Source organism: Bradyrhizobium sp. BR2003 (assembly GCF_009720285.1).
Classification (GTDB): Bacteria; Pseudomonadota; Alphaproteobacteria; order Rhizobiales; family Xanthobacteraceae; genus Bradyrhizobium; species Bradyrhizobium elkanii.
Genome location: NZ_SMYJ01000015.1, coordinates 101,436 through 126,177, shown reverse-complemented (window position 1 = coordinate 126,177; position 24,742 = coordinate 101,436). Strand labels below are relative to the sequence as shown.

19 protein-coding genes are annotated in these 24,742 nt (G+C 65.5%); 13 read left to right on the top strand and 6 right to left on the bottom strand.

Annotated features, from left to right (window positions below; all coding sequences use genetic code 11):
• Nucleotides 1-2 precede the first annotated feature (2 nt).
• The 4 genes from E2I15_RS10475 to E2I15_RS10460 form a co-directional block, all read right to left on the bottom strand.
• Entirely contained in the window at nucleotides 3-989 is a 987-nt protein-coding gene (locus E2I15_RS10475) for a branched-chain amino acid ABC transporter permease (RefSeq protein ID WP_137477101.1), read from the bottom strand.
• The gene (locus E2I15_RS10470) at nucleotides 989-1,858 is read right to left on the bottom strand and encodes a branched-chain amino acid ABC transporter permease (RefSeq protein ID WP_137477100.1); all 870 of its coding nucleotides are present in this window, start codon (nucleotides 1,856-1,858) and stop codon (nucleotides 989-991) included. Before E2I15_RS10470 ends, E2I15_RS10475 begins: the two co-directional genes overlap by 1 nt.
• Before the next feature lie 16 nt (nucleotides 1,859-1,874).
• Complete coding sequence (locus E2I15_RS10465; protein WP_137477099.1) at nucleotides 1,875-3,128, bottom strand: ABC transporter substrate-binding protein; 1,254 nt, start codon at nucleotides 3,126-3,128, stop codon at nucleotides 1,875-1,877.
• Nucleotides 3,129-3,431: 303 nt separating this feature from the next.
• Nucleotides 3,432-4,499 (bottom strand): glycosyltransferase family 4 protein, encoded by a 1,068-nt coding sequence (locus tag E2I15_RS10460; protein WP_028334341.1) that lies wholly within the window; start codon nucleotides 4,497-4,499, stop codon nucleotides 3,432-3,434.
• Nucleotides 4,500-4,812: 313 nt separating this feature from the next.
• Here E2I15_RS10460 and E2I15_RS10455 point away from each other — a divergent pair, with 313 nt between their 5' ends.
• The 5 genes from E2I15_RS10455 (at nucleotide 4,813) to E2I15_RS10435 (ending at nucleotide 12,696) form a co-directional block, all read left to right on the top strand.
• The gene (locus tag E2I15_RS10455; protein ID WP_016846512.1) at nucleotides 4,813-6,576 is read left to right on the top strand and encodes an ABC transporter ATP-binding protein; all 1,764 of its coding nucleotides are present in this window, start codon (nucleotides 4,813-4,815) and stop codon (nucleotides 6,574-6,576) included.
• A gap of 84 nt (nucleotides 6,577-6,660) precedes the next feature.
• Nucleotides 6,661-8,862, top strand: a complete 2,202-nt coding sequence (locus E2I15_RS10450; RefSeq protein ID WP_137477098.1) for an amylo-alpha-1,6-glucosidase — start codon at nucleotides 6,661-6,663, stop codon at nucleotides 8,860-8,862.
• 57 nt (nucleotides 8,863-8,919) lie between these two features.
• Complete coding sequence (locus E2I15_RS10445) at nucleotides 8,920-9,489, top strand: PRC-barrel domain-containing protein (RefSeq protein ID WP_137477349.1); 570 nt, start codon at nucleotides 8,920-8,922, stop codon at nucleotides 9,487-9,489.
• 87 nt (nucleotides 9,490-9,576) lie between these two features.
• Entirely contained in the window at nucleotides 9,577-10,815 is a 1,239-nt protein-coding gene (locus tag E2I15_RS10440; RefSeq protein WP_137477097.1) for an MFS transporter, read from the top strand.
• Between the two features lie 261 nt (nucleotides 10,816-11,076).
• On the top strand, nucleotides 11,077-12,696 hold the full coding sequence (locus E2I15_RS10435; protein ID WP_137477096.1) for a L,D-transpeptidase: 1,620 nt from the start codon (nucleotides 11,077-11,079) through the stop codon (nucleotides 12,694-12,696).
• Nucleotides 12,697-12,777: 81 nt separating this feature from the next.
• Here the strand turns inward: E2I15_RS10435 and E2I15_RS10430 are convergent, their stop codons facing one another.
• Both E2I15_RS10430 and glgA read right to left on the bottom strand, forming a co-directional pair.
• Entirely contained in the window at nucleotides 12,778-13,836 is a 1,059-nt protein-coding gene (locus E2I15_RS10430; RefSeq protein WP_170991415.1) for a class I SAM-dependent methyltransferase, read from the bottom strand.
• A gap of 180 nt (nucleotides 13,837-14,016) precedes the next feature.
• Entirely contained in the window at nucleotides 14,017-15,444 is a 1,428-nt protein-coding gene (glgA, locus tag E2I15_RS10425) for a glycogen synthase GlgA (protein ID WP_137477094.1), read from the bottom strand.
• 153 nt (nucleotides 15,445-15,597) lie between these two features.
• Between glgA and E2I15_RS10420 the strand changes: the two genes are divergently transcribed.
• From E2I15_RS10420 to E2I15_RS10385, 8 genes are all read left to right on the top strand, one after another.
• Nucleotides 15,598-16,830 (top strand): CaiB/BaiF CoA transferase family protein, encoded by a 1,233-nt coding sequence (locus E2I15_RS10420; protein WP_137477093.1) that lies wholly within the window; start codon nucleotides 15,598-15,600, stop codon nucleotides 16,828-16,830.
• Nucleotides 16,831-17,125: 295 nt separating this feature from the next.
• A complete protein-coding gene (locus tag E2I15_RS10415) occupies nucleotides 17,126-18,601 on the top strand; it encodes an ABC transporter substrate-binding protein (protein ID WP_246667934.1) in 1,476 nt (491 codons plus the stop codon).
• A 6-nt stretch (nucleotides 18,602-18,607) separates the two neighbouring features.
• The gene (locus E2I15_RS10410) at nucleotides 18,608-19,558 is read left to right on the top strand and encodes an ABC transporter permease (protein WP_016846520.1); all 951 of its coding nucleotides are present in this window, start codon (nucleotides 18,608-18,610) and stop codon (nucleotides 19,556-19,558) included.
• Entirely contained in the window at nucleotides 19,545-20,417 is an 873-nt protein-coding gene (locus tag E2I15_RS10405; protein ID WP_137477091.1) for an ABC transporter permease, read from the top strand. Before E2I15_RS10410 ends, E2I15_RS10405 begins: the two co-directional genes overlap by 14 nt.
• Complete coding sequence (locus E2I15_RS10400) at nucleotides 20,414-21,400, top strand: ABC transporter ATP-binding protein (RefSeq protein WP_137477090.1); 987 nt, start codon at nucleotides 20,414-20,416, stop codon at nucleotides 21,398-21,400. Before E2I15_RS10405 ends, E2I15_RS10400 begins: the two co-directional genes overlap by 4 nt.
• Nucleotides 21,397-22,365 (top strand): ABC transporter ATP-binding protein, encoded by a 969-nt coding sequence (locus E2I15_RS10395; protein WP_137477089.1) that lies wholly within the window; start codon nucleotides 21,397-21,399, stop codon nucleotides 22,363-22,365. The genes E2I15_RS10400 and E2I15_RS10395 overlap by 4 nt, the downstream gene beginning before the upstream one ends.
• 84 nt (nucleotides 22,366-22,449) lie before the next feature.
• On the top strand, nucleotides 22,450-23,520 hold the full coding sequence (locus E2I15_RS10390; protein ID WP_137477088.1) for an alcohol dehydrogenase: 1,071 nt from the start codon (nucleotides 22,450-22,452) through the stop codon (nucleotides 23,518-23,520).
• Nucleotides 23,521-23,634: 114 nt separating this feature from the next.
• Nucleotides 23,635-24,717, top strand: coding sequence for an isocitrate/isopropylmalate dehydrogenase family protein (locus tag E2I15_RS10385; protein WP_137477087.1), 1,083 nt, complete (start codon nucleotides 23,635-23,637; stop codon nucleotides 24,715-24,717).
• The last annotated feature ends 25 nt before the right edge of the window (nucleotides 24,718-24,742 follow it).

Genomic DNA, 24,742 nt, shown 5'->3' with positions numbered 1-24,742 from the left:
CCTCAGGCACGCACCGGCTTGCGCCGGGCGGTGCGGTGATAGATATCGGTCGCGAACCCGATCAGCCCGGTCGGCCGCCACAGGATGACAGCCATCAGGATCAGGCTGTAGACCGTGAGCTGGATGCCGCCCACCGAGCTGCCGAGCCAGCTTTGCAGCAGCGCCGACGTGGTCTCCAGCAGCACGGTGCCGATCACCGGACCCCACAGCGTGCCGATGCCGCCGACGATCGACACCAGTGCCGCCTCGATCGAGACGTTGAAGCTGAACGCGGTCGCCGGATCGATGAAGTAGATGTACTGCGTGTAGAACGTCCCCGCGAGCGCGGTCAGGAACGCGCTGATCATGTAGATGTCGCGCTTGACCTTCGGCGCGTTGACGCCGACCGCTTCGGCCGCGTCCTCATCCTCGCCGATCGCGACGAGGTAGTAGCCGATCCAGGATTTCTCGATTCTGTGGGTGATCCACAGCCCGACCACGAGCAGGCCGAGCACGACGTAATAGTAGGACGACTTCTCCTCGAACTGCATCATCAACGGCGCACTGCCGAGGTTCGGGATCGTGGTGCCTTCGGCGCCCCAGGCGAAGTCGCGGAACTTGAGGAAGATCAGCATCAGAACCTGGGCGGTCGCGATGGTGGCGATGGTGAAGTAGGGGCCGCGCAGGCGGAAGCAGAGCCAGCCGATCGGCAGGCTTGCGAGCATCGCGACCACGCCGCCTGCGATCATCCCGATCCAGGGCGAGATGCCGTAATTCACCTGCATGATGGTCGAGGTGTAGGCGCCGAGCCCGAAATAGGCGGCGTGCCCGAGCGACAGCTGCTTGGCGTAGCCGCCCATCAGGTTCCAGGCGACGCCGATGAAGGAGAACAGCAGGATGCGGATGAAGATGTCGATCGCGAACGATGAAGTGACGAGCTGGGGCAAGGCGAGCATGACGACGGCCCCGATCGCCAGCCACAGCCATTTGATGTTGCTGGACGTCTGCATCACCGGCCCCTCCTGGCGCCGAGCCCGCTCGGCCTGAAGGCAAGCGTCAGCAGCAGCAGCGCGAACACCACGATCAGGCCGGAATCGGCGCCGACGAACTGGATGCCGAGCGATTCCGCGACGCCCATCATCAGGCTTGCGATCAGCGCGCCCATCACATTGCCGAGCGTGCCCATCACGACGGCGACGAACGCCATCAGCACGAACACCTGGCCGACGAATGGATAGGCCGAATAGAACGGCATCAGCAGCGAGCCGGCGGCGCCCGCGAGCGCCAGTGCGGTGCCGAACGCCACCGCGAACACGCGGTTCGGATTGATCCCCATCAGCATCGCGACGTCGCGGTTCTGCGATGCCGCGCGCATGGCGCGGCCAAGGTCGGTGGTGTGCAGGAACACCCACAGCAGCCCGCTCAGCGCCATTGCGACCGCGAAGGCGATCAGTTTCGCCACCGGTATGTACAGCCCCCCGATGTGCCAGGCCGCATCCGAATAAGACGTGTGGACGGTGCGGTAGTTGGCGCTGAACAACATCAGCGAGAGATTGAGCAGCAGCAGGGACAGCGCGAAGGTCAGGAAGATCTGCGGCATGTCGTTCGGCCCCAGCACCCTGCGGATCAGGAAATGCTGGATCAGGACGCCGGCGAGGAACAGCACCGGCATCGAGACCACGAGCGAGATCAGCGGATCGATGCCGAACTGGGTGGCGAGGAAGAACGAGATATACATCCCGATCATCACGAACTCGCCCTGGGCGAAGTTGACGATCTTGACCACGCCGAAGATCAGCGTGACGCCGATGCTGACAAGTGCGTAGATGCCGCCGATGAGCAGGCCGTTGATCACGGCCTGGGCCAGTGTCTCCCACATGCGATGCGACCGCGGCTCAGGTCTTCATCAGCGGGGCGCGGGCGTCTTCCTTCGGGAAGACGCTGACGAGATCGGTGTTCTGCCACTGCACGCCGACCGGGCGGCCGTAGACGTTCTTGCCGTCCGGCCCGAACTTCACCTTGCCGCCCGGCGCCATCGCGGCAAACCCCGAGGAAACATCGAGCGTCGAGAGCGCCTCGCGCACCTTCTTGGGATCGGAGGAGGCGGCGCGCTCCAGCGCGTCGGCCAGCATGAAGGTCTGCGCGACCAGGCCGCCGGCATATTCGAACGCGAACTCGCCGGTGCGCTTCTTGAATTCGACATTCACCTTCTGCGCGTCGTCGCTGACGTCGTGGTTCCAGTGCGCAACGCCCTGCAGGCCCTCGGCGGCATTGCCGACATTCTTGTAGAAGTCCGGCATCACGAAGCCGCCGGAGCCGCCATTGATCGCGATGTTGAGCCCGACCTGCTTCACGGTGCGCACGATCAGGATGAGGTCGTTGAGATAGGACAGCGAGAACAGCGTGTTGGCGCCGGAGGCCTTGACCTTGTTGATCAGCGGACTGGCGTCGGTGAAGCCGGCCGAGTAGGGCTCGAACATCACGATCTCGACGCCTTCGCCCGGCGCGAGCTCCTTCAGCCCGTTCGAGGTCGAGGTGCCGAACGCGGTGTTCTCGAAAATCACGGCGACCTTGGCCTGCTCGCTGACCAGCTTGGCCATCTGCAGCTGTGCCTTGGCGAATTGCGAGGCGCGCGCGAACGGCGTGAAGGTGTAGGTGCGCCCCTTGTTGAGCTGATCTGAGCTCGATCCGGTGATGATCGGGACCTTTGCCCGTTCGCAGACTTCGCTCGCGATCAAGGTCAGCGCGCTGGCATAGCAGCCATGGATCGCCGACAGCTTGTTGCCCGTGATCAGGCGGTCGGTCTCGGTGCGCGTCACCGTGGTGTCGCTCTGCACGTCCGAGACGATGAGGTTGAGCTTGGCGCCGCCGAGCGACTTGATGCCGCCGGCCTCGTTGACCATGTCGACCGCGAGCTTGGCCGCAGCCACGCAGCCGACGCCGATCTGCGCCATGCTGCCGGTGGTCGGATAGAGCGCGCCGATGTTGATCGGGTCGGCCGCCCAGCCGCGCAGCGGAACGGCGCCGAACGCGCCTGCCGCCAGCACGCCGCCGGTCTTGGCGAGGAATTTGCGGCGGTTCAGCTTCTTTGGTGAGGCTTTGATCGGTGCGGCATTATTAATGGCCGACGGCTTGCGGTCCCCTGTCATGGCGTTCCCCCTGCGCGATCCCGGCACGGTTGCTCCGTCCGCTCGCTTATTATTTTTTGCTCAAGCGGGGCACATAAGAGCACGTAATTCGACATTCGCAAAGGCGATATCAGCCGAACTGATGGGGGAAACCGGTCATTGCTGGTGCGTCGCAGCAATCGCGCGACGCGCGCAAGCGGATTGCTTTGCTGCGTGAGAGTTGCCGCCACACACGACGGTATTATTGACAATCGAATGACCCGACGGACCGGCACGGATGGTGCCGGCCGGCCCGCCGGATCATTCGATCGGCCGCTGCAACTGCTACTCCGCGCTGGCCACCAGCTTGAAGCGCGGCTCGGCTTCCATCAGGCTGCGGAAGGCAGCGAGATAGTCGAGCGCCATGCGCCGCGCGGTGAAGCGGGTCTCGAACTGCTTGCGGATCGCGTCGCGATTGAGTGTTCCGAGGCGGCCGACGGAAGAGATCGCACTGATCTCGTCCTCGACGATGAAGCCGGTCAGGCCATCCTCGATGATCTCCGGCACCGAGCCGCGGTTATAGGCGATGACGGGCGTGCCGCAGGCCATCGCTTCGATCATCACGAGTCCGAACGGCTCCGGCCAGTCGATCGGAACCAGGAGCCCGATCGCGCCACTGAGAAAATCCGGCTTCTCGCGGTCACTGATCTCGCCGATGAACTCGACCAGCGGGTTGCTGGTGATCAGCGGCTTGATCAACTCATCGTAATATTCCTGGTCGGCACGATCGACCTTGGCCGCGATCTTCAGCGGAATGCCGCAGCGGGTGGCGATCTTGATCGCGCGATCGACGCCTTTCTCCGGCGCGATGCGCCCGAGCACCGCGAGGTAGGATGGCTTCGCCGGTTGCGGCGTCAGCAGATTCTCCGGCAGGCCGTGATGGATCGTGCGCACCCAATGCGCCTGCGGCACCGGCCGCCGCTGCGCGTTGGAGATCGAGATCACCGGAATCTTGGAGAAGGTGTTGAAGACCGGCTGATGCTCCGGCAGGTCGAGCCGTCCGTGTAATGTGGTGACGAACGGCGTCGGCTGCCGCGCGAACAGCGACCACGGGTAATAGTCGAGATGGCAGTGCAGGAAGTCGAATTCCTCATCGTCGGCCTTCTGCCGCACGCGTTCCAGCATCACCATGTGGAGCGCATTGGGATCGCGGACCGAGCCGTCGAGCCGCAGTGCCTTCGGCCAGGTCGCATCGAGCTTCGCGGAGGTTTGAGAATCGCCACTGGCGAACAACGTCACGTCATGTCCAAGTGTTACAAGTTCTTCGGTCAGCCAGTGCACGACCCGTTCGGTGCCGCCGTAGAGCTTGGGGGGAACAGCCTCCGTCAGCGGGGCAACCTGCGCGATGCGCATCTCTCCGTCTCCTGTTTGTAATGTGGAATGAACTACCCTCAGCCCTCAGATGGCACCGACATGCCAAAGACGGGAACGTTCTCGCACGTGCGAGGTTCCTTAGATGTGGGAGATCTGCCGCTTCTTTCTTCCATCACACTGTGGTCTTGCTGATGCCATCACGCTCTAACAGGTTTTTGCCTATGCCAGCGTTGCAAAATTGTTGCGCAGTGATGGCTGCATCAAGGAATCCCACCGCCGCCCTTCACGTCATCGTGCGCGAGAGCTTCGACTAAAATTTTCTCGTTCACCTTCAACAGCTTTGCAGGACGTCATGGACCATCTGTCAGGATATGCGCATCGCCCGTTTCCCTTTGTGCTGCGCTATCTGCGTCGGCGTCTGCCGTCGCATGTTGTAATTCTGTCAGCCGTTGTTGCGGCGGTTGCCTGTTCGGTAGGCACCCAATACGGCGTCAAGAATCTGGTCGATGCGTTGTCGGCGGGGCCGTCGGCCGCAAACGGCGTATGGCTGGCATTCGCCTTGCTCATGTCATTGATTGCGGCCGACAACTTCCTGTGGCGGATCGCGAGCTGGACCGCGAGCTACACCTTTGTCAGCGTCACCGGCGATCTTCGCCGCGACATGTTCCGCCATCTCACCGGCCACGCGCCGAGCTATTTCACGGACCGGCTACCGGGCATGCTGACCAGCCGGATCACGGCGACGTCGAACGCGGTGTTCACCGTCGAGAACATGTTTGTGTGGAACGTGTTGCCGCCTTGCATCGCGACCTTCGCGGCGATCACCCTGGTTGGAACAGTCAGCGTGACAATGTCAGCAGTGCTGATCCTGATCGCGGGAACCATGGTGGTAGCCATGTTCCGCATTGCCGCCGCCGGCCGGCCGCTGCACGACGATTTCGCCAACAGGGCTGCTGCCGTGGACGGCGAAATGGTCGACGTCATCAACAACCTGCCGCTGGTGCGTGCGTTCTGCGGCCTCGGCTATGAGCACGAACGCTTTGATGCGACCGTCAATCGGGAACTCGTCGCGCGCGGCCGTTCCCTGCGCTACCTTGAGAAGCTTCGTCTCATTCACGCCGGCGTGACCGTCATTCTGACCATCGCGATGCTGGCTTGGGCGCTCAGTCTCTGGCAGCAGGGCGCGGCGACCACCGGCGACGTGGTGCTGGTGTGCACGCTCGGCATCTCGATCCTCAGCGCCACCCGCGATCTCGCGGTCGCGCTGGTCGACGTCACCCAGCATGTCGCCCGGCTGACCGAGGCGCTGGCGACGCTGCTGCAGCCGCACGAGCTGAAGGATCATCCGGAGGCCGAGGCGCTGGTGAAGAGCGGCGCCGCGATCGCCTTTAACAATGTGGCGTTCCGCTATCCCGGCGGCCTGCAGGTGTTCGAGCGCTTCAGCCTGCGCATCCAGCCCGGCCAGCGGGTCGGCCTGGTCGGCCAGTCGGGTGGTGGCAAGTCAACATTGTTTACCCTTCTGCAGCGCTTCTACGACGTCGAGCAGGGCAACATCACCGTCGACGGTCAGGACATCTCGCGCGTCACCCAGCAGAGCCTGCGCGCGGCAATCTCGGTGGTGCCGCAGGATATCTCGCTGTTCCACCGTTCGATCCTGGAGAACATCCGCTACGGCCGGCCGGACGCCACCGACGACGAGGTGCTGCGGGCGGCGATCGCGGCGCGCTGCGACTTCATCGAATCCTTGCCCGAGGGCATGAACACCATCGTCGGCGATCGCGGCGTCAAGGTCTCCGGCGGCCAGCGCCAGCGGATCGCAATCGCGCGCGCCTTCCTGAAGGACGCGCCGATCCTGCTGCTCGACGAGGCCACCGCGGCGCTCGATGCGGAATCCGAGGAGGCGATCCGCGAGGCGTTGTCGCGGCTGATGCGCGGGCGTACCGTGGTCGCGATCGCGCACCGCCTCGCGACGCTGCGCAGCTTCGACCGCGTGATCGTGCTGCAGGGCGGCCGCATCGTCGAGGATGGTCCGCCCGATATCCTCGTGAAGGGAAGGGGCCCCTACCGCGACCTGGTCGCGCGCGAGATGGGCCGCCTCTCCACCAGCGCGGCCTGACCCCGCGTTTCTTAAGCGTGTTCTTGCGTTCCGGTGCGTTCGTTCGAGCCGAAGTGGAGCCAAGCAAAGTCGCCAGAGGTTCAGATGGCAGCTGACGTCGTTACGCAGATCATCACCGCTCGCATCACTGAGCACGTCGCCGAATCGCCGTTCTACATTCCGATGACCGGGCCCGCGGCACGGCCGCGGCGCTCGCTCAAGCATGACGACACCTTCATCGTGCTCGACAGCCACGGCGACATCGGCGCCTCGGCCGGCGGGCCGGACGGCCTGTTCAACGCCGACACCCGCTATCTGGCGCGGCTGGAAATGGTGCTGGAGAACGTGCAGCCGCTCCTGCTCGGCTCCAACATGCGCGACGACAATTCGGCGCTGACGGTCGACCTCACCAATTCCGACGTCTATCGCGACGACCGTCTGACCCTGCCGAAGGACACGCTGCACATCGTGCGCTCGATCTTTCTGTGGCGCGGCACGGCCTATCAGCGCATCGGGCTGCAGAATCACGGCGATCATGCTGCGAGCTTCGATCTCACGCTGCTGTTCGACAACGACTTTGCCGATCTGTTCGAGGTGCGCGGCGAGCGCCGGCCGCGGCGTGGCATCGGCTCGAGCAAGCTGCTCGGACCGACCGACGTGGTGCTGGAATATTGCGGCCTCGACGAGCAGACGCGGATCACCGCGCTGCATTTCGATCCGCGGCCGACGCGGCTGTCGGTCAACGCGGCGACCTATCATTTCGATCTCGAGCCCGGGCAGGTGACGTCGCTGTTCGTCGCGGTCTCCTGCAACAAGCCGATCATGCAGAAGCCGGTGCCGTTCTTCCGCGGCCTGCTGGCGCATCGCCGCGAGATGCGGACCTCGTCGGCCGGCGCGGCCAGCATCGAGACCTCGAACAACATCTTCAACGAGGTGCTGTGCCAGGCGATGGCCGACCTCAACATGCTGATGACCGAGACGCCGCAGGGCCGTTACCCCTATGCCGGCATTCCCTGGTATTCGACGACGTTCGGCCGCGACGGGCTGATCACCGCGCTGCAGATGCTGTGGGTCGATCCGCGGATCGCCAAGGGCGTGCTGAAGCGGCTCGCGCTGTTCCAGGCCAAGGCGGTCGATCCGCTGGCCGATGCCGCGCCAGGCAAGATCCTGCACGAGATGCGCGGCGGCGAGATGGCCGCGCTTCGCGAAGTGCCGTTCGCGCATTATTACGGCAGCGTCGATTCGACTCCGCTGTTCGTGCTGCTCGCCGGGCTCTATCTGGAGCGCACCGGCGATTTGGAGACACTGCGCGAGCTGTGGCCCGCGGTCGAGGCCGGCTTGCAATGGATCGACGGTCCGGGCGATCCGGATCGCGACGGCTTCGTCGAATACCAGCGCGCCACCGAGGAGGGGCTTCGCAATCAAGGCTGGAAGGATTCGTTCGACGCCATCTTCCATGCCGACGGAACGCTCGCCGAGGGCAACATCGCGCTGGCCGAAGTGCAGGGCTACGTGTTTGCCGGCAAGCAGCTTGCCGCGCGCGCGGCGCGCAAACTCGGCTTTGCAGACAAGGCTGCGAAGCTGGAAGCCGAGGCCGAGCGGCTGCGGGAGCGGTTCGAGGAGGCATTCTGGTGCGAGGAGCTCGGCACCTATGCGGTCGCGCTCGACGGCGCCAAGCAGCCGTGCAAGGTGCGCACGTCGAATGCTGGCCAGACGTTGTTTTCCGGCATGGTGCGGGAAGACCGCGCGCGACGGGTCGCCGCGGATCTGATGAGCCAGAAGTTCTTCTCGGGCTGGGGCATCCGCACCGTCGCTGCGGGCGAGGCGCGCTACAACCCGATGTCCTATCACGACGGCTCGATCTGGCCGCATGACAATGCGCTGATCGCGCTCGGATTTGCCCGCTACGGCCTCAAGCATTCGGTCGCGCATCTGTTCAAGGGCCTGTTCGACGCCGCGAGCTATATGGAACTGCGGCGGCTGCCGGAGCTGTTCTGCGGCTTCCGCCGCGAGCGCCGGCGCGGCCCGGTGCTCTATCCCGTGGCCTGTGCACCGCAGGCCTGGGCGAGCGCGACGCCGTTCACGCTGCTGGAGGCGGCGCTCGGCCTCGAGTTCGACACCGCGCGCGGCGAGATTCGCTTGCGCGATCCGCGGCTGCCGGAGTTCCTCAACGACGTGGTGCTGCGCGACCTCAGGCTCGGCGCCTCCAGCGTCGACCTGAGGCTGCGCCGCCATGACGACGAGGTGTCGCTCGAAGTGTTGCGCACGCGCGGCCAGATCCAGGTGTCGATCGTGCTGACGCATTGAGCGTCGTCGCGCGGCACGCGCTAAGGAAATCGCGGGGAGAGTAACATGCGTCCGAGGATGATGATGATGCTGGTCGCAGCGGCGCTGCTGACATGCGCGGGTGTCCGTGCCGCCGACGACGAAGCGCCGTCGCCGACACCATCGCCGCCGCCGGCGGCCCAGGCGCCGCCAGCAGCACAGGCGCCGCCGGCAACTCCTGCGCCGCCAGCCGCCTCTGCGACGCCGAAGGAGCAGGCCAAGGAGCCTTCAAAGGAATCGTCCAAGGAGCCGTCGCCGCCGCCGTCGGTAACCGTGATCGGCGCGCGCGATGCGCACGGCATTCTCGGGCGCGACGTTCGCAGTTCCGCCAATGAGAACATGGGCCGTATCGTCGACGTCATTGTCGACCGCGACGGCAAGGTCCGCGCCGCGGTGATCGATTTCGGCGGCTTCCTCGGCGTCGGCAGCCGCAAGATCGTGGTGGATTGGAACGCGCTGCGTTTCGCCGGTGTTTCCAGCAAGAGCGATAGCATCACGCTGGATCTCAACAAGCAGCAGGTGAGCGCTGCGCCCGAGTACAAGGAAGATACGCCGCTGATCGTGCTGGGCGCGGCGGGAAGCCTCCATCCATGGGATTACGAACATTAGGGGGTAGAGCTGGTCGCGCGTCCGAACTCTTCTTTCGAGACGGTTGGCGACGATCGTGGCGAACGATCAGCCGGCAGCACCAACGTTGTGTCAATTGTCCCGGATCAGCCTACTCCGGAGCAGCCGCGCGGGCCATCGCGGGAAAGCCAGCGCGGGCTCGACTGGTTCATCTTCTTCCTGGCCGACGTGCAGACCGGCTTCGGCCCGTTCGTCGCGGTCTATCTGACGACGCAGAAATGGACCCAGGTCGAGATCGGCTTCGTGCTCTCGATCGGCGGCATCATCGGCCTCTTGGGCCAGATGCCCGGTGGAGCGATCGTCGATGCGGCGCGCTCGGAGCGGGTCGTCGCGGGCTGTGCGGTGGCCGCGATCGGCGCCAGCGCGCTGGCCTACGCGCTCTGGCCGATCTTTCCCGTGGTGACGCTCGCCGCGACGCTGCACGCGCTCGCGAGCTGCGTGCTCGGTCCGGCGATCGCCGCGATCAGCCTCGGCCTGGTCGGGCCGCTTGCGATCGGCGAGCGGCTCGGCCGCAACGCGCGCTTCGCCTCGCTCGGCAGCGGCTCGGCCGCGGCACTGATGGGCGCCTGCGGCTATCTGCTGTCGAGCCGATCGGTGTTCCTCGTCACCTTCATCCTGGCGATCCCGACGCTGCTGTCGCTGGCGCGGATCCGCGAGCGCGAGATCGACATCGCACAAGCCCATGGTGAGGTGAAACGCGAGGTGCCCGACAAGCGCGCCACCAGCGTGTTCGCGCTGGTGCGGCAGCGGCCGCTGTTGATCTTCGCCGGCGCGATGATGCTGTTCCAACTCGCCAACGCCGCGATGCTGCCGCTGATGGCGGGCGTGGTGACGACACGGTCGAGCCAATGGGCTCCGGTTCTGATCGCGGCCTGCATCATTGTGCCGCAGGCGATCGTCGCTTTGTCCTCGCCCTCGGTCGGCCGCATAGCCCAGATCCGGGGCCGGCGGCCGCTGCTCCTGATCGCATTCGTGGCGCTGGCGGTTCGCGGCCTTTTGTTTGCAACCGTGCGAGATCCCTATCTGCTGGTCATCGTGCAGATTTTCGATGGCATCACAGCGGCGGTCTTCAGCGTGATGGTTCCGCTGATCGTGGCCGACGTCGCCTTCGGCAGCGGCCATTTCAACCTGGCGCAGGGCATTGTCGGCACCGCGGTCGGCATAGGCGCGTCGCTCAGCACGGTGCTGGCCGGCTATGTCAGCGACAAGCTCGGCAGCAGCACCGCCTTCATGGGCCTCGCCGGCATCGCCGCGTTCGGGCTGCTCGTGATCTGGCTGGTGATGCCGGAGACGCGGCGGACGGCATGATGGCAGGGCGCAATCGCGGCACCACTGGCCGCCACCGACCGGACCAGGGATGCGGCTACGGGTCCGTTTTGCTGCGCGGCACCCTTCCTCCTGCATGTGCCGTCATATATGAGTGAATGCATAAGTGATTTGCTGCTGGAACGAGTCCGATGGTCCCCAGGAGCGAGTTCGCGCGTTGAACCGTGGCGGCGATTAATCAATCTAAAATCGCGGTCTGGTACGGTTGACGCAGCGCGCGCAGGCATTCGACCGAGGAACGGCATGGTAAATCGAACGACGACGGCGCAGACCACCGGAGCGATGCGGCGTTGGGGACGTCCCGCCTTTGTGACTTTCGCGGCGATGGTCACAGTTGCGTCACTGACCGGTGGCGTCGCGGCGAAAGAGCAGCGTCCCGCGGCAGCCGTCGAGGCGACCGCGCCGCGCACCGCTGGCGAGCCGATCATGGCGATCGTGTCGATCAAGGCCCAGAAGGTCACGTTCTACGACGCCGAGGGCTGGATCTACCGCGCGCCGGTGTCGAGCGGCGTCAAGGGACGCGAGACGCCGGCCGGCGTCTTTGCGCTGATCGAGAAGGACAAGGACCACCACTCGACCCTCTATGACGATGCTTGGATGCCCAACATGCAGCGCATCACCTGGAACGGCATCGCGCTGCATGGCGGGCCGCTCCCGGGATATGCGGCTTCGCACGGCTGCGTGCGGATGCCCTACGATTTTGCCGAGAAGCTGTTCGACAAGACCCGGATCGGGATGCGGGTGATCATCGCGCCGAACGATCCGGCCCCGGTCGATTTCACCCACCCGGCGCTGTTCGCGCCGAACGCGCAAGCCATCGCGGCTGCGCCGGCGCGTGCCGAAAAGCTTACCCGCGAGGCCGCGGATGCGGCCAAGGCGGCCGACGAGGCGAAGAAGGCTTCGGTGGCCGCGTCCAAGGAAGCCGCACTGTTCACGCCGGCGTCGCTGCGCAAATTGCAACAGATCAAGACCCGTGCCGACGCGGCGGTTGCGTTGGCCGACAAGACGCTCGCCGCGGCCAAGACCGATCAGGCCAAGGCGCGCGCCGAGGATCTGAAGCAGAAGGCAGTGGCCAAGGCCGCGGAAGCGACCGCCCAGTTCGAGGCCGCCCAGGGTGACGCCAAGCCGAAGCTCGACGCCGCAGCCGCCGCCAAGGACGCCGCCAAGGCGGCCGAGGCCAAGAAGGCCGATACCCAGAAGGCGGCGACCGAGGCGAAGCTCGCGCTCGAGCCGGTGTCCGTCTACATCAGCCGCGCGACGCAGAAGCTTTACGTCCGCCGCAACACCCACAAGCCATGGGCGGATGGCGGCGAGGTGTTCGATTCAAGCATCGAGGTCCCCGTCACAATCCGCGATCCGGACAAGCCGATCGGCACGCACATCTACACGGCGATGGCGCGCAACGACGCGGGCGGCCTGCGCTGGACCCAGGTGACGATCGACGACGGAGACAACGCCAAGGACGCGCTCGACCGCATCACCATCCCGCAGGATGTGCTGGATCGCATCGCGCCGACCGCCGTGCCGCGCTCTTCGATCATCATCTCGGACGAGCCGCTGAGCGCCGAGACCAACTATCGCACCGAGTTCGTGGCCGTGCTGAGCAACCAGCCCCAGGGCGGTTTCATCACGCGCAAGCCGACCCGGCCCATGATGACCGACGACATGATTGCGAGCAGGGACGAGGACGGTTTCGGCTTCTTCTATCAGCGCAGCTGGAATCCCCAGGCGCCGACCAATTATGGTAGCCCCCAATACGGCGCTCCCCAGTTCGGTAGCCCTCAGATTTTTGGCAATCCTCAAGCCGCCAACCCGCGCCGGCGCGGCGGCCAGTACTACTGGCAATCGCAACAGGACTGGTAGCGGGGCGCTGCCGGGGGCGGGCAGCCCATCACGGTGAGCGCAGACGGCGGCGTGATGCCGCCGTCTGCGCCTTGGACTGCCTTACGGGCGAGCCTCCAGGATCAGGTTGAACGGCGTTTCCGCGGCGCGGCGGAACCGCGAGAAGCCGCCCTGGCGTGCCACCTCGCGCAGTCTTGCCTCTCCGGCCTGCGCGCCGAGCGCGAGCCCGACTTCCTGGTCCAGCGACGCCGGCGTGCAGATCATCGTCGACGCCGCGTAGTAAACGCGCCCGATCGGATTGAGGTTGTCCTCCAGCCGGTCGCCCGCGAACGGCTCGATCAGCATGCAGGTGCCGTCGTCGGCGAGGGTGGAGCGGGTGTGCTTGAGGGCGCCGACCGGATCGCCCATGTCGTGCAGGCAGTCGAAGAAGCACACGAGGTCATAGCCCTTGGCTGGGAATGTCTTGGCGGAGTGCGTTTCGAAATGAACGCGGTCCGACAGTCCCGCTTCCCGCGCGGACTTCCGCGCCGCCTCGATCGAGCCGTCGTGATAGTCGAAGCCGTAGAACGTTGATTTCGGGAACGCCTCCGCCATCAGTCGCGTCGAGACGCCGTGCCCGCAGCCGACGTCGGCGACGACAGCGCCTTTCTTCAGCTTGTCGACGACGCCCTCGAGCGCCGGCAGCCATTCCTGGACCAGATAGTGCTTGTAGCTGGTGCGGAAGAAGCGGGCGGTGCCGCAGAACAGACACTCGCTGCGCCTGTTCCAGCCGACGCCCTTCCCGGTCTTGAAGGCGTCGGTAATCTTTGGCTCATCGAGAAAGGTCGCGCCGACAAGGCTTCCGACGGCGCCGAGGAAGACCGGGCTATCCTCGTCGGCCAGCGCGAGCGCCTGCTCGGGCAGCATCGAGAATTTTCCGGTTGCCTTGTCGTACTCGATGTAGCCGGAAGCCGCCTGCGCCGACAGCCACTCCTGGATGTAGCGCTCGGCCGTTCCCGTCGCCTTGGCCAGGGCTGCGGCATTCATCGGCCCGCCCTGCGCGAGAGCCCTGTAGAGCCCGAGCTTGTCGCCCAGCAGCATCAACGAGGCATTCATCGCCGCGCCGACATCGCCGATCATCTTTCCCATGAATGAATTGAGGCGCTCTTCGTTGACGTCCATGATGTTCCTCCATCGCAATCGCGTTTGGCCAAAAGTCATCATTCGCAATTTCACGCATGCGTCGTCGTCCAGCCGTGGGGCGACGTGATCGCCTGAAAGGTTCGGTGCAATGACCCGATTGTTACCGGGCCGGTGGGATCCCACAGCCGCCGGGCTTCACAAGCCCGTAAGGCGGGCCGCCTACGCCATCACGCGCGGCATGACCAGCCTTTTGTAGAGCGCGCCATAGCAGGCGGCCGACAGGTCCCAGCTGTAGGACTTGGCCATCGCGCTGGAGCGCATGGCGTTGAGCCGGTCCTTGGCGCGGTAGGCGTCGAAGGCGCGCCTGACGCCGCCGAGGAAGGATTCCGCCGACGGCTGCGCAAACAGGAAGCCGGTCTCGCCGTCGGCGATGGTTTCCGCAAGCCCGCCGGTCTGGTGGCCGATCGGCAGCGAGCCGAAGCGCTGCGCATACATCTGGCTGAGGCCGCAGGGCTCGAAGCGCGACGGCATCAAAGTGAAATCGCTGCCGGCGAAGATCCGGCGCGCCTGCCCATCGTTGAAGCCGATGATCACGCCGATGGCATCGGGCCGGCGGCGATGCGCGGCCACCAGTGCATCCTCGATGGCGGGCTCGCCGCTGCCGGTGACGACGATCTGCCCGCCGTCCCTGATGATCTCGTCGGCGGCGGATAGCACGAGGTCGACGCCCTTCTGATGCACGAGGCGTGCGACGAGGCCAAAGATCGGCCCGCGCGAGACCGCAAGCCCGAACTGGCGGCGGACATAGTCGGCGTTGGCCTGCTTGCCCTTCCAGTCGCCGGAGCCGAACGGCTGTGCGAGCTGCGCGCAACGGCGCGGATCCCAGCTTTCGTCGATGCCGTTCAGGATGCCGGTCAGCTGATCGGCATCGGAGCGCACGCGGAGCAGGCCTTCCAGGCCGCAGCCGAGCTCCGCGGTCGTGATCTCCCTGGCATAGGTCGCGCTGACCGTGGTCAGATGCGAGGCGTAGACGAGGCCGCCCTTGAGGAAGGAGAGCTTGTCGTAGAACTCCAGCCCGTCGATGTGGAACGAGCTCTCCGGTGCGCCGATCCGCCGCAGCGAGTCCTTCGGAAACAGGCCCTGATAGGCGAGATTGTGGATGGTCAGGATCGATGGAATCCGCGCGCCGCGCCAGGCGAGGTAGGCCGGTGTGAGCGCGGCCTGCCAATCGTTGGCGTGTACGAGGTCCGCTGCCCAATTCTTGTCCAGCATCCCGGCTGCAAGTTCGGCAGCGGCCGAGGCAAAGCGGCCGAAGCGGATGTCGTTGTCGGGCCAGTCGCGGCCGGACTCATCGCCATAGGGATTGCCCGGCCTCTCGTAGAGTTGCGGGCACAGCAGCACGTAGACCGGAAGTCCGTCCCTGGTCGACGCACGTCCGAGCATGCAGGCCGGCATCTCGGCGAGCGCTGGGCATTGCCCAACGATTTCAATATGCGTGAACTGTTCGACCACATCCCGGTAGCCGGGAAGCATGATCCTGACGTCGCTCCACGGGCGGAGCGCCCGCGGAAGGGCAGCGGAAACGGCGGCGAGCCCGCCCACGCGGACAAAATCGTCCATCTCCGTCGTGACGAATAAGACCTTCAACAAGCGCCCTCGTTCCAGCCCGTGACATGGCTATGCAAGATCGGGTCCAATCTGCCTTTGAGTAAAATGCAAGACGGCCCGCGCTCCCGGTTTGGACGAGACGCTTTCCTGCCAGGGCGGCTCACTTTAGGGTCACGCGACGCCGAACAACCAATGACGAAGGTGGAGGAAGCCTTGCCGACGACCATACCCGCTGACGATGAGGGGAATTTGACACGGAGCTTCGACGGCCTTCGTGTGCTCGATTTTTCGACTACGATCGCCGGACCTCATTGCACGCGGATGCTCGCCGACATGGGCGCCGAGGTGATCAAGATCGAGCCCGCCGAAGGCGAGACGATGCGGACGCGGCCGCCGGTGCGCAACAATTGCTCGACGGCGTTCGGCCAGCTCAATATCGGCAAGAACAGCCTGGTGCTCGACCTGAAGTCGCCGGCCGGCGTCGAAGCCGTGCGCCGGCTGATCGCCACCGCCGACGTGCTGGTGGAGAATTTCCGTCCCGGCGTGATGCGGCGGCTGAAGCTCGATTACGCCTCGGTCCGCGACATCAATCCGAAGCTGATCTTCTGCTCGATCTCCGGCTACGGTCAGACCGGCCCGTCGGCGGAATTGCCGGCCTATGCGCCGGTGATCCATGCCGCCTCAGGTTACGAGATGGCGCATCTCGCCTATCAGCCGGGACGCAGCCGGCCGGACTATTGCGGCATCTACCACGCCGACGTGCTGACCGGCGTCTACGCCTTCGGTGCGATCTCGGCGGCGCTCTACCAGCGCGCCGCCAGCGGCAAGGGACAGCACATCGACGTCTCGATGCTGGAATCGATGCTGAGCCTGACCCTGAACGAGTTGCAATGGTCGCAATTCGAGGTGAAGCAAACCCAGCGCCCGATGTTCGGCCCGATCGAAACCACCGACGGCTACGTGATGGTGGCGATCGCCAGCGAGAAGACGTTCCAGAACCTGATGCAGGTGATCGGCCGTCCCGATTGGGTGTCCGATCCGCGCTTCGCCAAATATTCCGATCGACGGGACAATTGGGCGGGCCTGATGGAGGGCGTGGAGGCGTGGTCGCGCTCGATCAGCACGCAGGCCTGCCTTGCCGCGCTCAATGAGTATGGCGTGCCGTCGTCGGCCTATCGCACCGTGCGCGAGGCGCTTGCCGATCCGCAAATCGCCCATCGCGGCGCGCTGGCCGAGGTTGCGGACGGCGGCGGCAGTTTCAAGGTGCTCAATCTGCCGTTCCGCATGTCCGGCGCGACAGTCGGTGCGCGCAAGCGGATGTCGACGCTCGGCGAGCACACACTGTCCTATCTGAAGGAGATCGGCCTCTCCGAGGATCAGATCGCAGGCTTCGCAGCGCAACCGGCGAAGACGGCGCGTAGTTAGAGCTGGACCCGGAGGGCGCGTTCGCACAAAGTGGGTACCGGTTTTCCGAAAGATCATGCTCAAACACGTAGATCAGATCACGATGCGAGCTCACGAGATCGCATCGTGATCGCCCTGCGGCTTTTCATCCGTATTACGGTCTTGTCGCGCGCGGCGATTCCGGACAATCTGCCGCCCAACAGACGACGATCCGGAACACCGGACGTCGCCCACCTGGGAGGGAGCATTGATGAAGCTGGTCGGGCGCGCGCGCGCAGTTGCGCGCATATTTCTTGTGGCGGGATTAGGTGGGGCGATGTCCGCTGCACCCGCCCATGCGCAGAAGCAGGGCGGCACGCTCACCGTCGGCCAGGAACTGGACATTCCGGGCTTCGATCCGCTCAAGGTCGGCGTTTACGACACGTCGGCCAACACCGCCGCGGCCGCGATCTTCGACACGCTGACGACGCTCGACGACAAGGGCGAGCCGAAGCCGAAGCTTGCGCTGTCGTGGACGCATTCCGACGACTTCAAGACCTGGACCATCAAGCTGCGGCCGGGCGTGAAATTCCACGATGGCACGCCGTTCAATGCGCAGGCGGTGAAGGAGAACTTCGACCGCCAGAAGGACCCGGCCAACAAGTGCCGCTGCGCCTTCTACATCACGAGCATCATCAGTGTGCAGGCGGTCGATGACCTCACGGTGGTCTACAATTTCAGCGATCCGTCGGTGAACTTCCCGGCGACCCAATCGATCCAGAGCTCTAACAACGTCATGCAGTCGCCAACCGCATGGAAGACCAAAGGCGACGACTACAACCGCAACCCGGTCGGCACTGGACCCTACATCCTGAAATCCTGGACCGCCGGCGACCGCATGCTGCTGGAGAAGAATCCGGACTACTGGGACAAGGGCAAGCCCTATCTCGATCGCATCATCTTAAAGCCGCTGCCGGATGCGCAGTCGCGCTTTGCCTCGCTGCAATCGGGCGAGGCCGACATCATCTGGGACGACGAGGCCGACGCCGACAACATTATCAAGGCGCGCAAGGACACCAGTCTAACCGTGCATACCTATCAAGGCTCGGGGGCTGCAGTCGCCGCCTTCAACACCAAGGTCCCGCCGTTCGACGACGTGCGCGTGCGCCAGGCACTGGTGATGGCGCTCGACCGCACGAAGATGTCGCAAGCGATCACCAATGGCCTGGCGCGACCGGCCAGCAATCCCTATGGCGACGGCTCCTGGGTGAAGTGCAAGGATGACGGCGCGTTGCCCTACGATGTCGAAAAGGCCAAGGCGTTGATCAAGGATTACGGCAAGCCGGTCGAATTCAAGATGCTGGTCACGGCGACGCCGCGCGGCCGCACCGGTGGTCAGGTGTTGCAGCAATTCTGGAAGCGCATCGGCGCCAATATGGAGATCGAGCAGGTCGATCAGGCGACCATTCCGCCGCGCGCCTTCATGCGCCAGTTCCAGCTGACGCCGTGGCGCATCGTCGATCTCGCCGATCCCGATCCGCAGATGTACGCCAATTTCCACACCGGCAGCCCGGTGGCGCTGGCGAACTACTCCAATCCGGAGCTGGACCGGCTGCTGGAGCATGCACGAACCACCGCCGACGTTGCCCAGCGTACCGAGGACTACTGCGCGATCAGCCGACTGATCAACAAGGAGGCGATCTGGTTCTGGACCTTTCAGAACACCTACTACGCGATCTCGAGCGCGAAGGTGAAGGGCGTGCCGAAGATGTTCAACGGGGTGCTCGACGTCTCCTACGCCTGGAAGGAATAGCCTTTCATGCTGTTCTTCGTCGCGCGCAGGCTGCTGTACCTTGTACCGGTGCTGATCGCGGTCTCGGTGCTGACCTTCGTGATCGCCTCGCTGTTGCCCGGCGATCTGGCCTACGTGATCCTCGGCGACCAGGCGACGCCCGAGAACGTCGCAGCCCTGCGTCACGACATGGGGCTCGATCAGCCGATCTGGCTGCGCTATCTCGGCTGGCTGTGGCACATCCTGCAGGGTGATTTCGGACGATCCTTTCGCACCGGGCAGACCGTGTTGCAGGCGGTCAGCGAACGCGTCCCGATCTCGTTCGAGCTGATGATCCTGGCCGAGCTGATCGGGCTTGCGATCGGCGTGCCGCTCGCGATCGCCTGCGCGGCCAAGGCCGGCAGCGCGTTCGACCGCTTCATGACCGGCTCGGCGTTCGGCATGCTGTCGGTGCCGACCTTCCTGTCCGCGATCCTGCTGATCTACCTGTTTGCGGTCGAGCTGCGCCTGCTGCCGGCGACCGGCTATGTGCCGTTCACCGAGGACCCGGTCGCCAATCTGCGTTTCATGGTGCTGCCGGCGCTGACCCTCGGGCTCGCGGAATGGCCGGGCATCATGCGCGTGCTGCGCTCCGACATGATCGCGGCGCTGCAGGAGGACTATATCGCGCTCGCCAAGGCGAAGGGCCTCAAGCCGTCGCGCATCCTGTTCGTGCACGCGCTGAAGCCGTCGTCGCTGACGCTCGTCACCATCACCGGCATCAATATCGGCCGCCTGATCGGCGGCGCCGTCATCGTCGAGTCGATTTTCGCCTTGCCGGGGATCGGCCGCCTCCTGGTCGGCGCGATCTATACCCGCGATCTGATCATCCTGCAGGGCGTGGTGCTGCTGGTTGCCGCGGGCTTCGTGATCATGAACTTCGTCGTCGACATGCTCTACGCCCTTCTCGATCCGAGGATCCGCCATGGCCACGCTTGAGCTCAGCCTCGAGGAAGAGGCCGGTGCGACGCCGGCCCGGCGTCGCCGCGGGCTCGGCATGCTGTTCTGGATCGCGATCGGCTGGATGGCGCTGGTGTTCGCGGTCGCGATCTTTGCCGACCTGCTGCCGCTGCCGAGCCCCACCGACATGGACATGCTGGAGCGGCGGGCGCTGATCTCGGCCGAGCATTGGCTCGGCACCGACGGTCTCGGCCGTGACGAGCTGTCGCGGCTGATCTATGGCGCGCGCATCTCGCTGATCGTCGGCCTCTGCGCACCGATGATCGGTGTCACCATCGGCGGCGCGCTCGGCATGCTCGCGGGCTATTTCCGCGGCCGGTTCGAATCCTTCGTGGTCGGCAGCATGGACGTGCTGCTGGCGTTCCCGCCGCTGATCCTGGCGCTTGCGGTCACCGCCTATCTCGGCCAGTCGATCTTCAATCTGACCTGCATCCTCGGCGTGCTCGGCATTCCCGCCTTCATGCGGGTGGCGCGGGCGGCGACCTTGTCGCTGGCGCGGCGCGAATTCGTCATCGCGGCGCAGGCGCTCGGCGCCACGCATGCGCGCATCCTGCTGCGCGAGCTGCTGCCCAATGTGATGCTGCCGCTGCTCGCCTTCTTCCTGCTCGGCGTCGCCGTCACCATCGTGGTCGAGGGGTCGCTGTCGTTCCTCGGCCTCGGCGTGCCGCCGCCGATCTCGAGCTGGGGCAGCATGATCGGGGAGGGCCGTGAAAGCCTCGATGTGGCGCCGCGGCTCGCCTTCATTCCGGCGATCGCGATGTTCCTGACCGTGCTTTCGTTCAACCTGATCGGCGATACGATGCGCGCACTGACCGATCCCAGGCAGGGGGCGCTATGAGCCGGACGCTGCTCTCGGTCGAGAATGCGGTGGTCGACCTGCCGACGCCGCGCGGCAATCTGCGGGCAGTCGATCACGTCGATCTCGCCGTCGGCGCCGGCAGGACGCTCGGCATCGTCGGCGAGTCCGGGTGCGGCAAGACCATGCTGTCGCGCGCGATCCTGCAACTGCTGCCCAAGAAGGCGAAACTGTCCGGCCGCGTGATGTTCGACGGGCAGGATCTGACGAAACTGCCGGCGGAGAAATTGCGCAAGCTGCGCGGTCGCTCGCTCGCGGTCGTGTTCCAGGACCCGATGACCTCGCTCAATCCGGTGCTGACCATCGGCACACAGCTGATCGAGACCATTGTGGAACATCTCGAGCTCGATCTGGCCGAGGCCCGGCAGCGCAGCATCGAACTGTTGGCGGCGGTCGGCATTCCCGCGCCCGAGCAGCGCCTGGCGCAATATCCGCACCAGCTCTCCGGCGGCATGCGCCAGCGCGTCGCGATCGCGGTGGCGCTGTCCTGCGAGCCGCAGCTCCTGATCGCCGACGAGCCGACCACCGCGCTCGACGTCACGATCCAGGCCCAGATCCTCGATCTCCTGGCGCGCGAGCAGGAGCGCCGTCACATGGCGATGATCATCATCACGCATGACCTCGGCGTGGTCGCCGGCCGTACCGACGAGGTCGCGGTGATGTATGCCGGGCGCGTCGTCGAACGCGCGCCGACGCCGGCCTTGTTCAAGCAGATGCGGATGCCCTACACCGAGGCGCTGCTCGCCGCGTTGCCGAAGCTCGACGTCGCGCCGCATACACCGTTGCCGGCGATTTCGGGACGGCCGCCCGACCCGACCCGGCCGCTCAAGGGCTGCTCGTTCTCGCCGCGCTGCCGCTATTCCGCGGAGCGCTGCGGCGCGGAGAAGCCGCAGCTCAGCCGGGCGGAGACGCCGGAGCATCTCTACGCCTGCTTCCATCCGATCACCGCCGGGGTCGGCGCATGATGCTGCAGGCCGCACCCGATCCGCTGATGAAGGTGGAAAACCTCGTCGTCGAATATTCGGTCGGCGGCAAGACCATCCATGCCGTCTCCGATGTCAGCCTCGAGATCGCGCGCGGCGAGACGCTGGGGCTGGTCGGCGAATCCGGCTGCGGCAAGTCCACGCTCGGCCGCGCCGTGCTGCAACTGCGCCAGGCCGTCTCCGGCAAAGTGCTGTTCGACGGGCACGATCTCACCTCCCTGAAGGGCGAGGCGCTGCGCAAGATGCGCCGGCGCGTGCAGCTGATCTTCCAGGACCCGATTGCCTCGCTCAATCCGCGGCGGCGGATCGGCGACATCGTCGCCGAGCCGCTGGTGATCGCGGGCGTCAATGATCCCGAGGAACGTCGGCGGCGCGTCAGCGACGTGCTGTCGGCGGTCGGCCTCGATCCGGCGCTGGTGAGCGGACGCCTGCCGCATGAATTCTCCGGTGGTCAATGCCAGCGCATCTGCATCGCCCGCTCGCTGGTGCTCAATCCGGAATTCGTGATCTGCGACGAGCCGGTGTCCGCGCTCGACGTTTCAATTCGTGCCCAGATCCTCAATCTGCTGGAGGAGATGAAGGCGCGCTACGGCCTGACCCTGCTGTTCATCGCCCACGACCTCGCCGTGGTGAAGGCGGTCTCAGATCGTGTCGCGGTGATGTATCTCGGCCGGCTCTGCGAGGTCGGCCCGTCGGAGCAGCTGTTTGCACGGCCGGCGCATCCCTATACCGCGCTGCTGATCGAGGCGATCCCGGTGCCGGATCCGGATGTCCGCCCGACCCAAAGCGTGCCGGTCGGCGAGCCGCCGTCGCCGATCGCGCCACCCTCCGGCTGCCGCTTCCGCACCCGCTGCCCGCGGGCCGACGCGCGCTGCGCCAGCGAAGTGCCGGAACTGCGCGTGGTTGCGCCCGGCCAGTTCGCGGCTTGCCATCATCCCCTGATCTAAATATCCGGAGGCCGACACCGCGTTTGTCCCGGACGGGCAGGCGTGGCAAGGTCCGGGCTAAGAACAAGCTACGGGAGAACAGCGATGAAGAGTTTCCAGGTCGTCGATTTCAACGCCCCCTTGAAGGAGGTCGATCAGCCGACGCCGCAGCCGTCGGGCACGCAGGTGCTGATCAAGGTCAAGGCCGCCGGCGTCTGCCACAGCGATCTGCATATCTGGGAGGGCGGCTATGATCTCGGCCACGGCCGCAAGCCGCTGTCGCTGAAGGATCGCGGCGTCTCGCTGCCGCGCACGATGGGCCATGAGACGGTCGGCGAGATCGTGGCCTTCGGGCCCGACGTCAAGGACGCCGACAAGGGCGGCCTCAAGGTCGGCGATGTCGCGCTGGCCTATCCCTGGCTCGGCTGCGGCAAGTGCCCGACCTGCCTCGGCGGCGACGAGAACATGTGCGCGATCAAGCCGAATGCGCTCGGCGTCTATTGCGACGGCGGCTACGCCGATCACATGACGGTGCCGCATCCGAAGTATCTGCTGAACCTCAAGGGGCTCGATCCGGTCACGGCCGCGCCTTACGCCTGCTCCGGCGTCACGACCTACAGCGCGCTGAAGAAGGTCGAGAAGGACCTCGATACGCCGATCGTGATCTTCGGCGCCGGCGGCCTCGGCCTGATGGCGCTCTCGCTGTTGAAGGCGATGGGCGGCAAGGGCGCGATCGTGGTCGATATCGACGCCAGGAAGCGCGAGGCGGCCGAAGCCGCCGGCGCGCTCGCGACCGTCGACGGCAAGGCGCCCGACGCGCTGGAGCAGCTCATCAAGAAGGCCGGCCAGCCGATCCGCGCCGCGATCGATCTGGTCGGCAACGCCCAGACCTCGCAGCTCGGCTTCGACTGCCTGACCAAGGGCGGCAAGCTCGTGATCGTCGGCCTGTTCGGCGGTGGCGCAACCTGGGCGTTGCCGCTGATCCCGATCAAGGCGGTCACTATCCAGGGCAGCTATGTCGGCAATCTGCGCGAGACCCAGGAGCTGCTCGACCTCGTGCGGACCAAGAAGATTCCGGCGATCCCGGTCACGCCGATGCCGCTGGCAAAGGCGAACGAGGCGCTGACCAACCTGCAGAAGGGCCAGCTGGTGGGCCGCGCGGTGCTGACGCCGTAAATCGGGTCGCCGTCATTCCGGGATGGTGCGTCAGCACCAGACCCGGAATCTCGAGATTCCGGGTTCGATGCTCCGCGCCGCCCCGGAATGACTGTTGTGTTCCGGAGAATCCCCATGTCCGCCAACGATGCACTTCACATCGCCGTCCTCGGTGGCGACGGCATCGGCCCCGAGGTAATGGCGCCGGCGCTCGACGTGCTGCGCAGGATCGAGGCGTCGGCCGGTCTCAAATTCCGCTTCACCGAGGCGCCGGCCGGCGCAGGCCATTACAGGGAAACCGGCAAGTCGATGCCGGAGAGCACGATCCGGCTGTGCGAGGAGGCCGATGCGATCCTGCTCGGAGCCTGCGGCCTGCCGTCGGTGCGCTACCCCGACAACACCGAGATCGCGCCGCAGATCGAATTGCGGATGATCTTCGATCTCTATGCCGGCGTGCGGCCCGCGCGATTGATCCCGGGCGTATCGAGCACGATCGTCGGCGCCGATCGAAAGGGCATCGACCTCGTCGTGATCCGGGAATCGACCGAGGGCCTGTTCGCCTCGATGGGCAAGGGCGTCGTCACCGACAGCGAGGCGCGCGAGACGATGGTGATCACGCGCCACACCTCCGAGCGGCTGTTCGAGTTCTCGTTCCGGCTCGCCGAACGCCGCAAGGCGCGCGGCAAGGTCAACGGCGGGCTGACCTGCGTCGACAAGGCGAACGTGTTCAAGGCCTTCGCATTCTTCCGGAACATCTTCGACGAGACTGCGAAGCGTCATCCCGACGTCAGGGCTGACCATCTCTACATCGATGCGACCGCGGCAGCGCTGGTGAAGCGCCCGTGGGACTTCGACGTCATGGTGACCGAGAACATGTTCGGCGACATCCTGTCCGATCTCACCGCCGGTCTGATCGGCGGCATGGGCATGGCGCCGTCAGCCGACATCGGCGACCGCTACGCGGTGTTTCAGCCGTGTCATGGCACGGCGCCCGACATCATGGGGCAGGGCAAGGCCAATCCGACCGCGATGATCCTGTCGGCCGCGATGATGCTGGACTGGCTCGCCGACAAGCATGGACTCGAAAGCGCCGCCGAGGCCGGAGAGCGGATCGAGCGCGCGGTCGACAAGGTCTACGCCGACGGCATCAAGCCGTTTGAGTTCGGCGGCAGCAACGGCACGACCGATGTCGCGAAGGCGGTGCTGGCAGCGCTCTAGCGTGGAAGGTGAGGGGGCCGAAGCC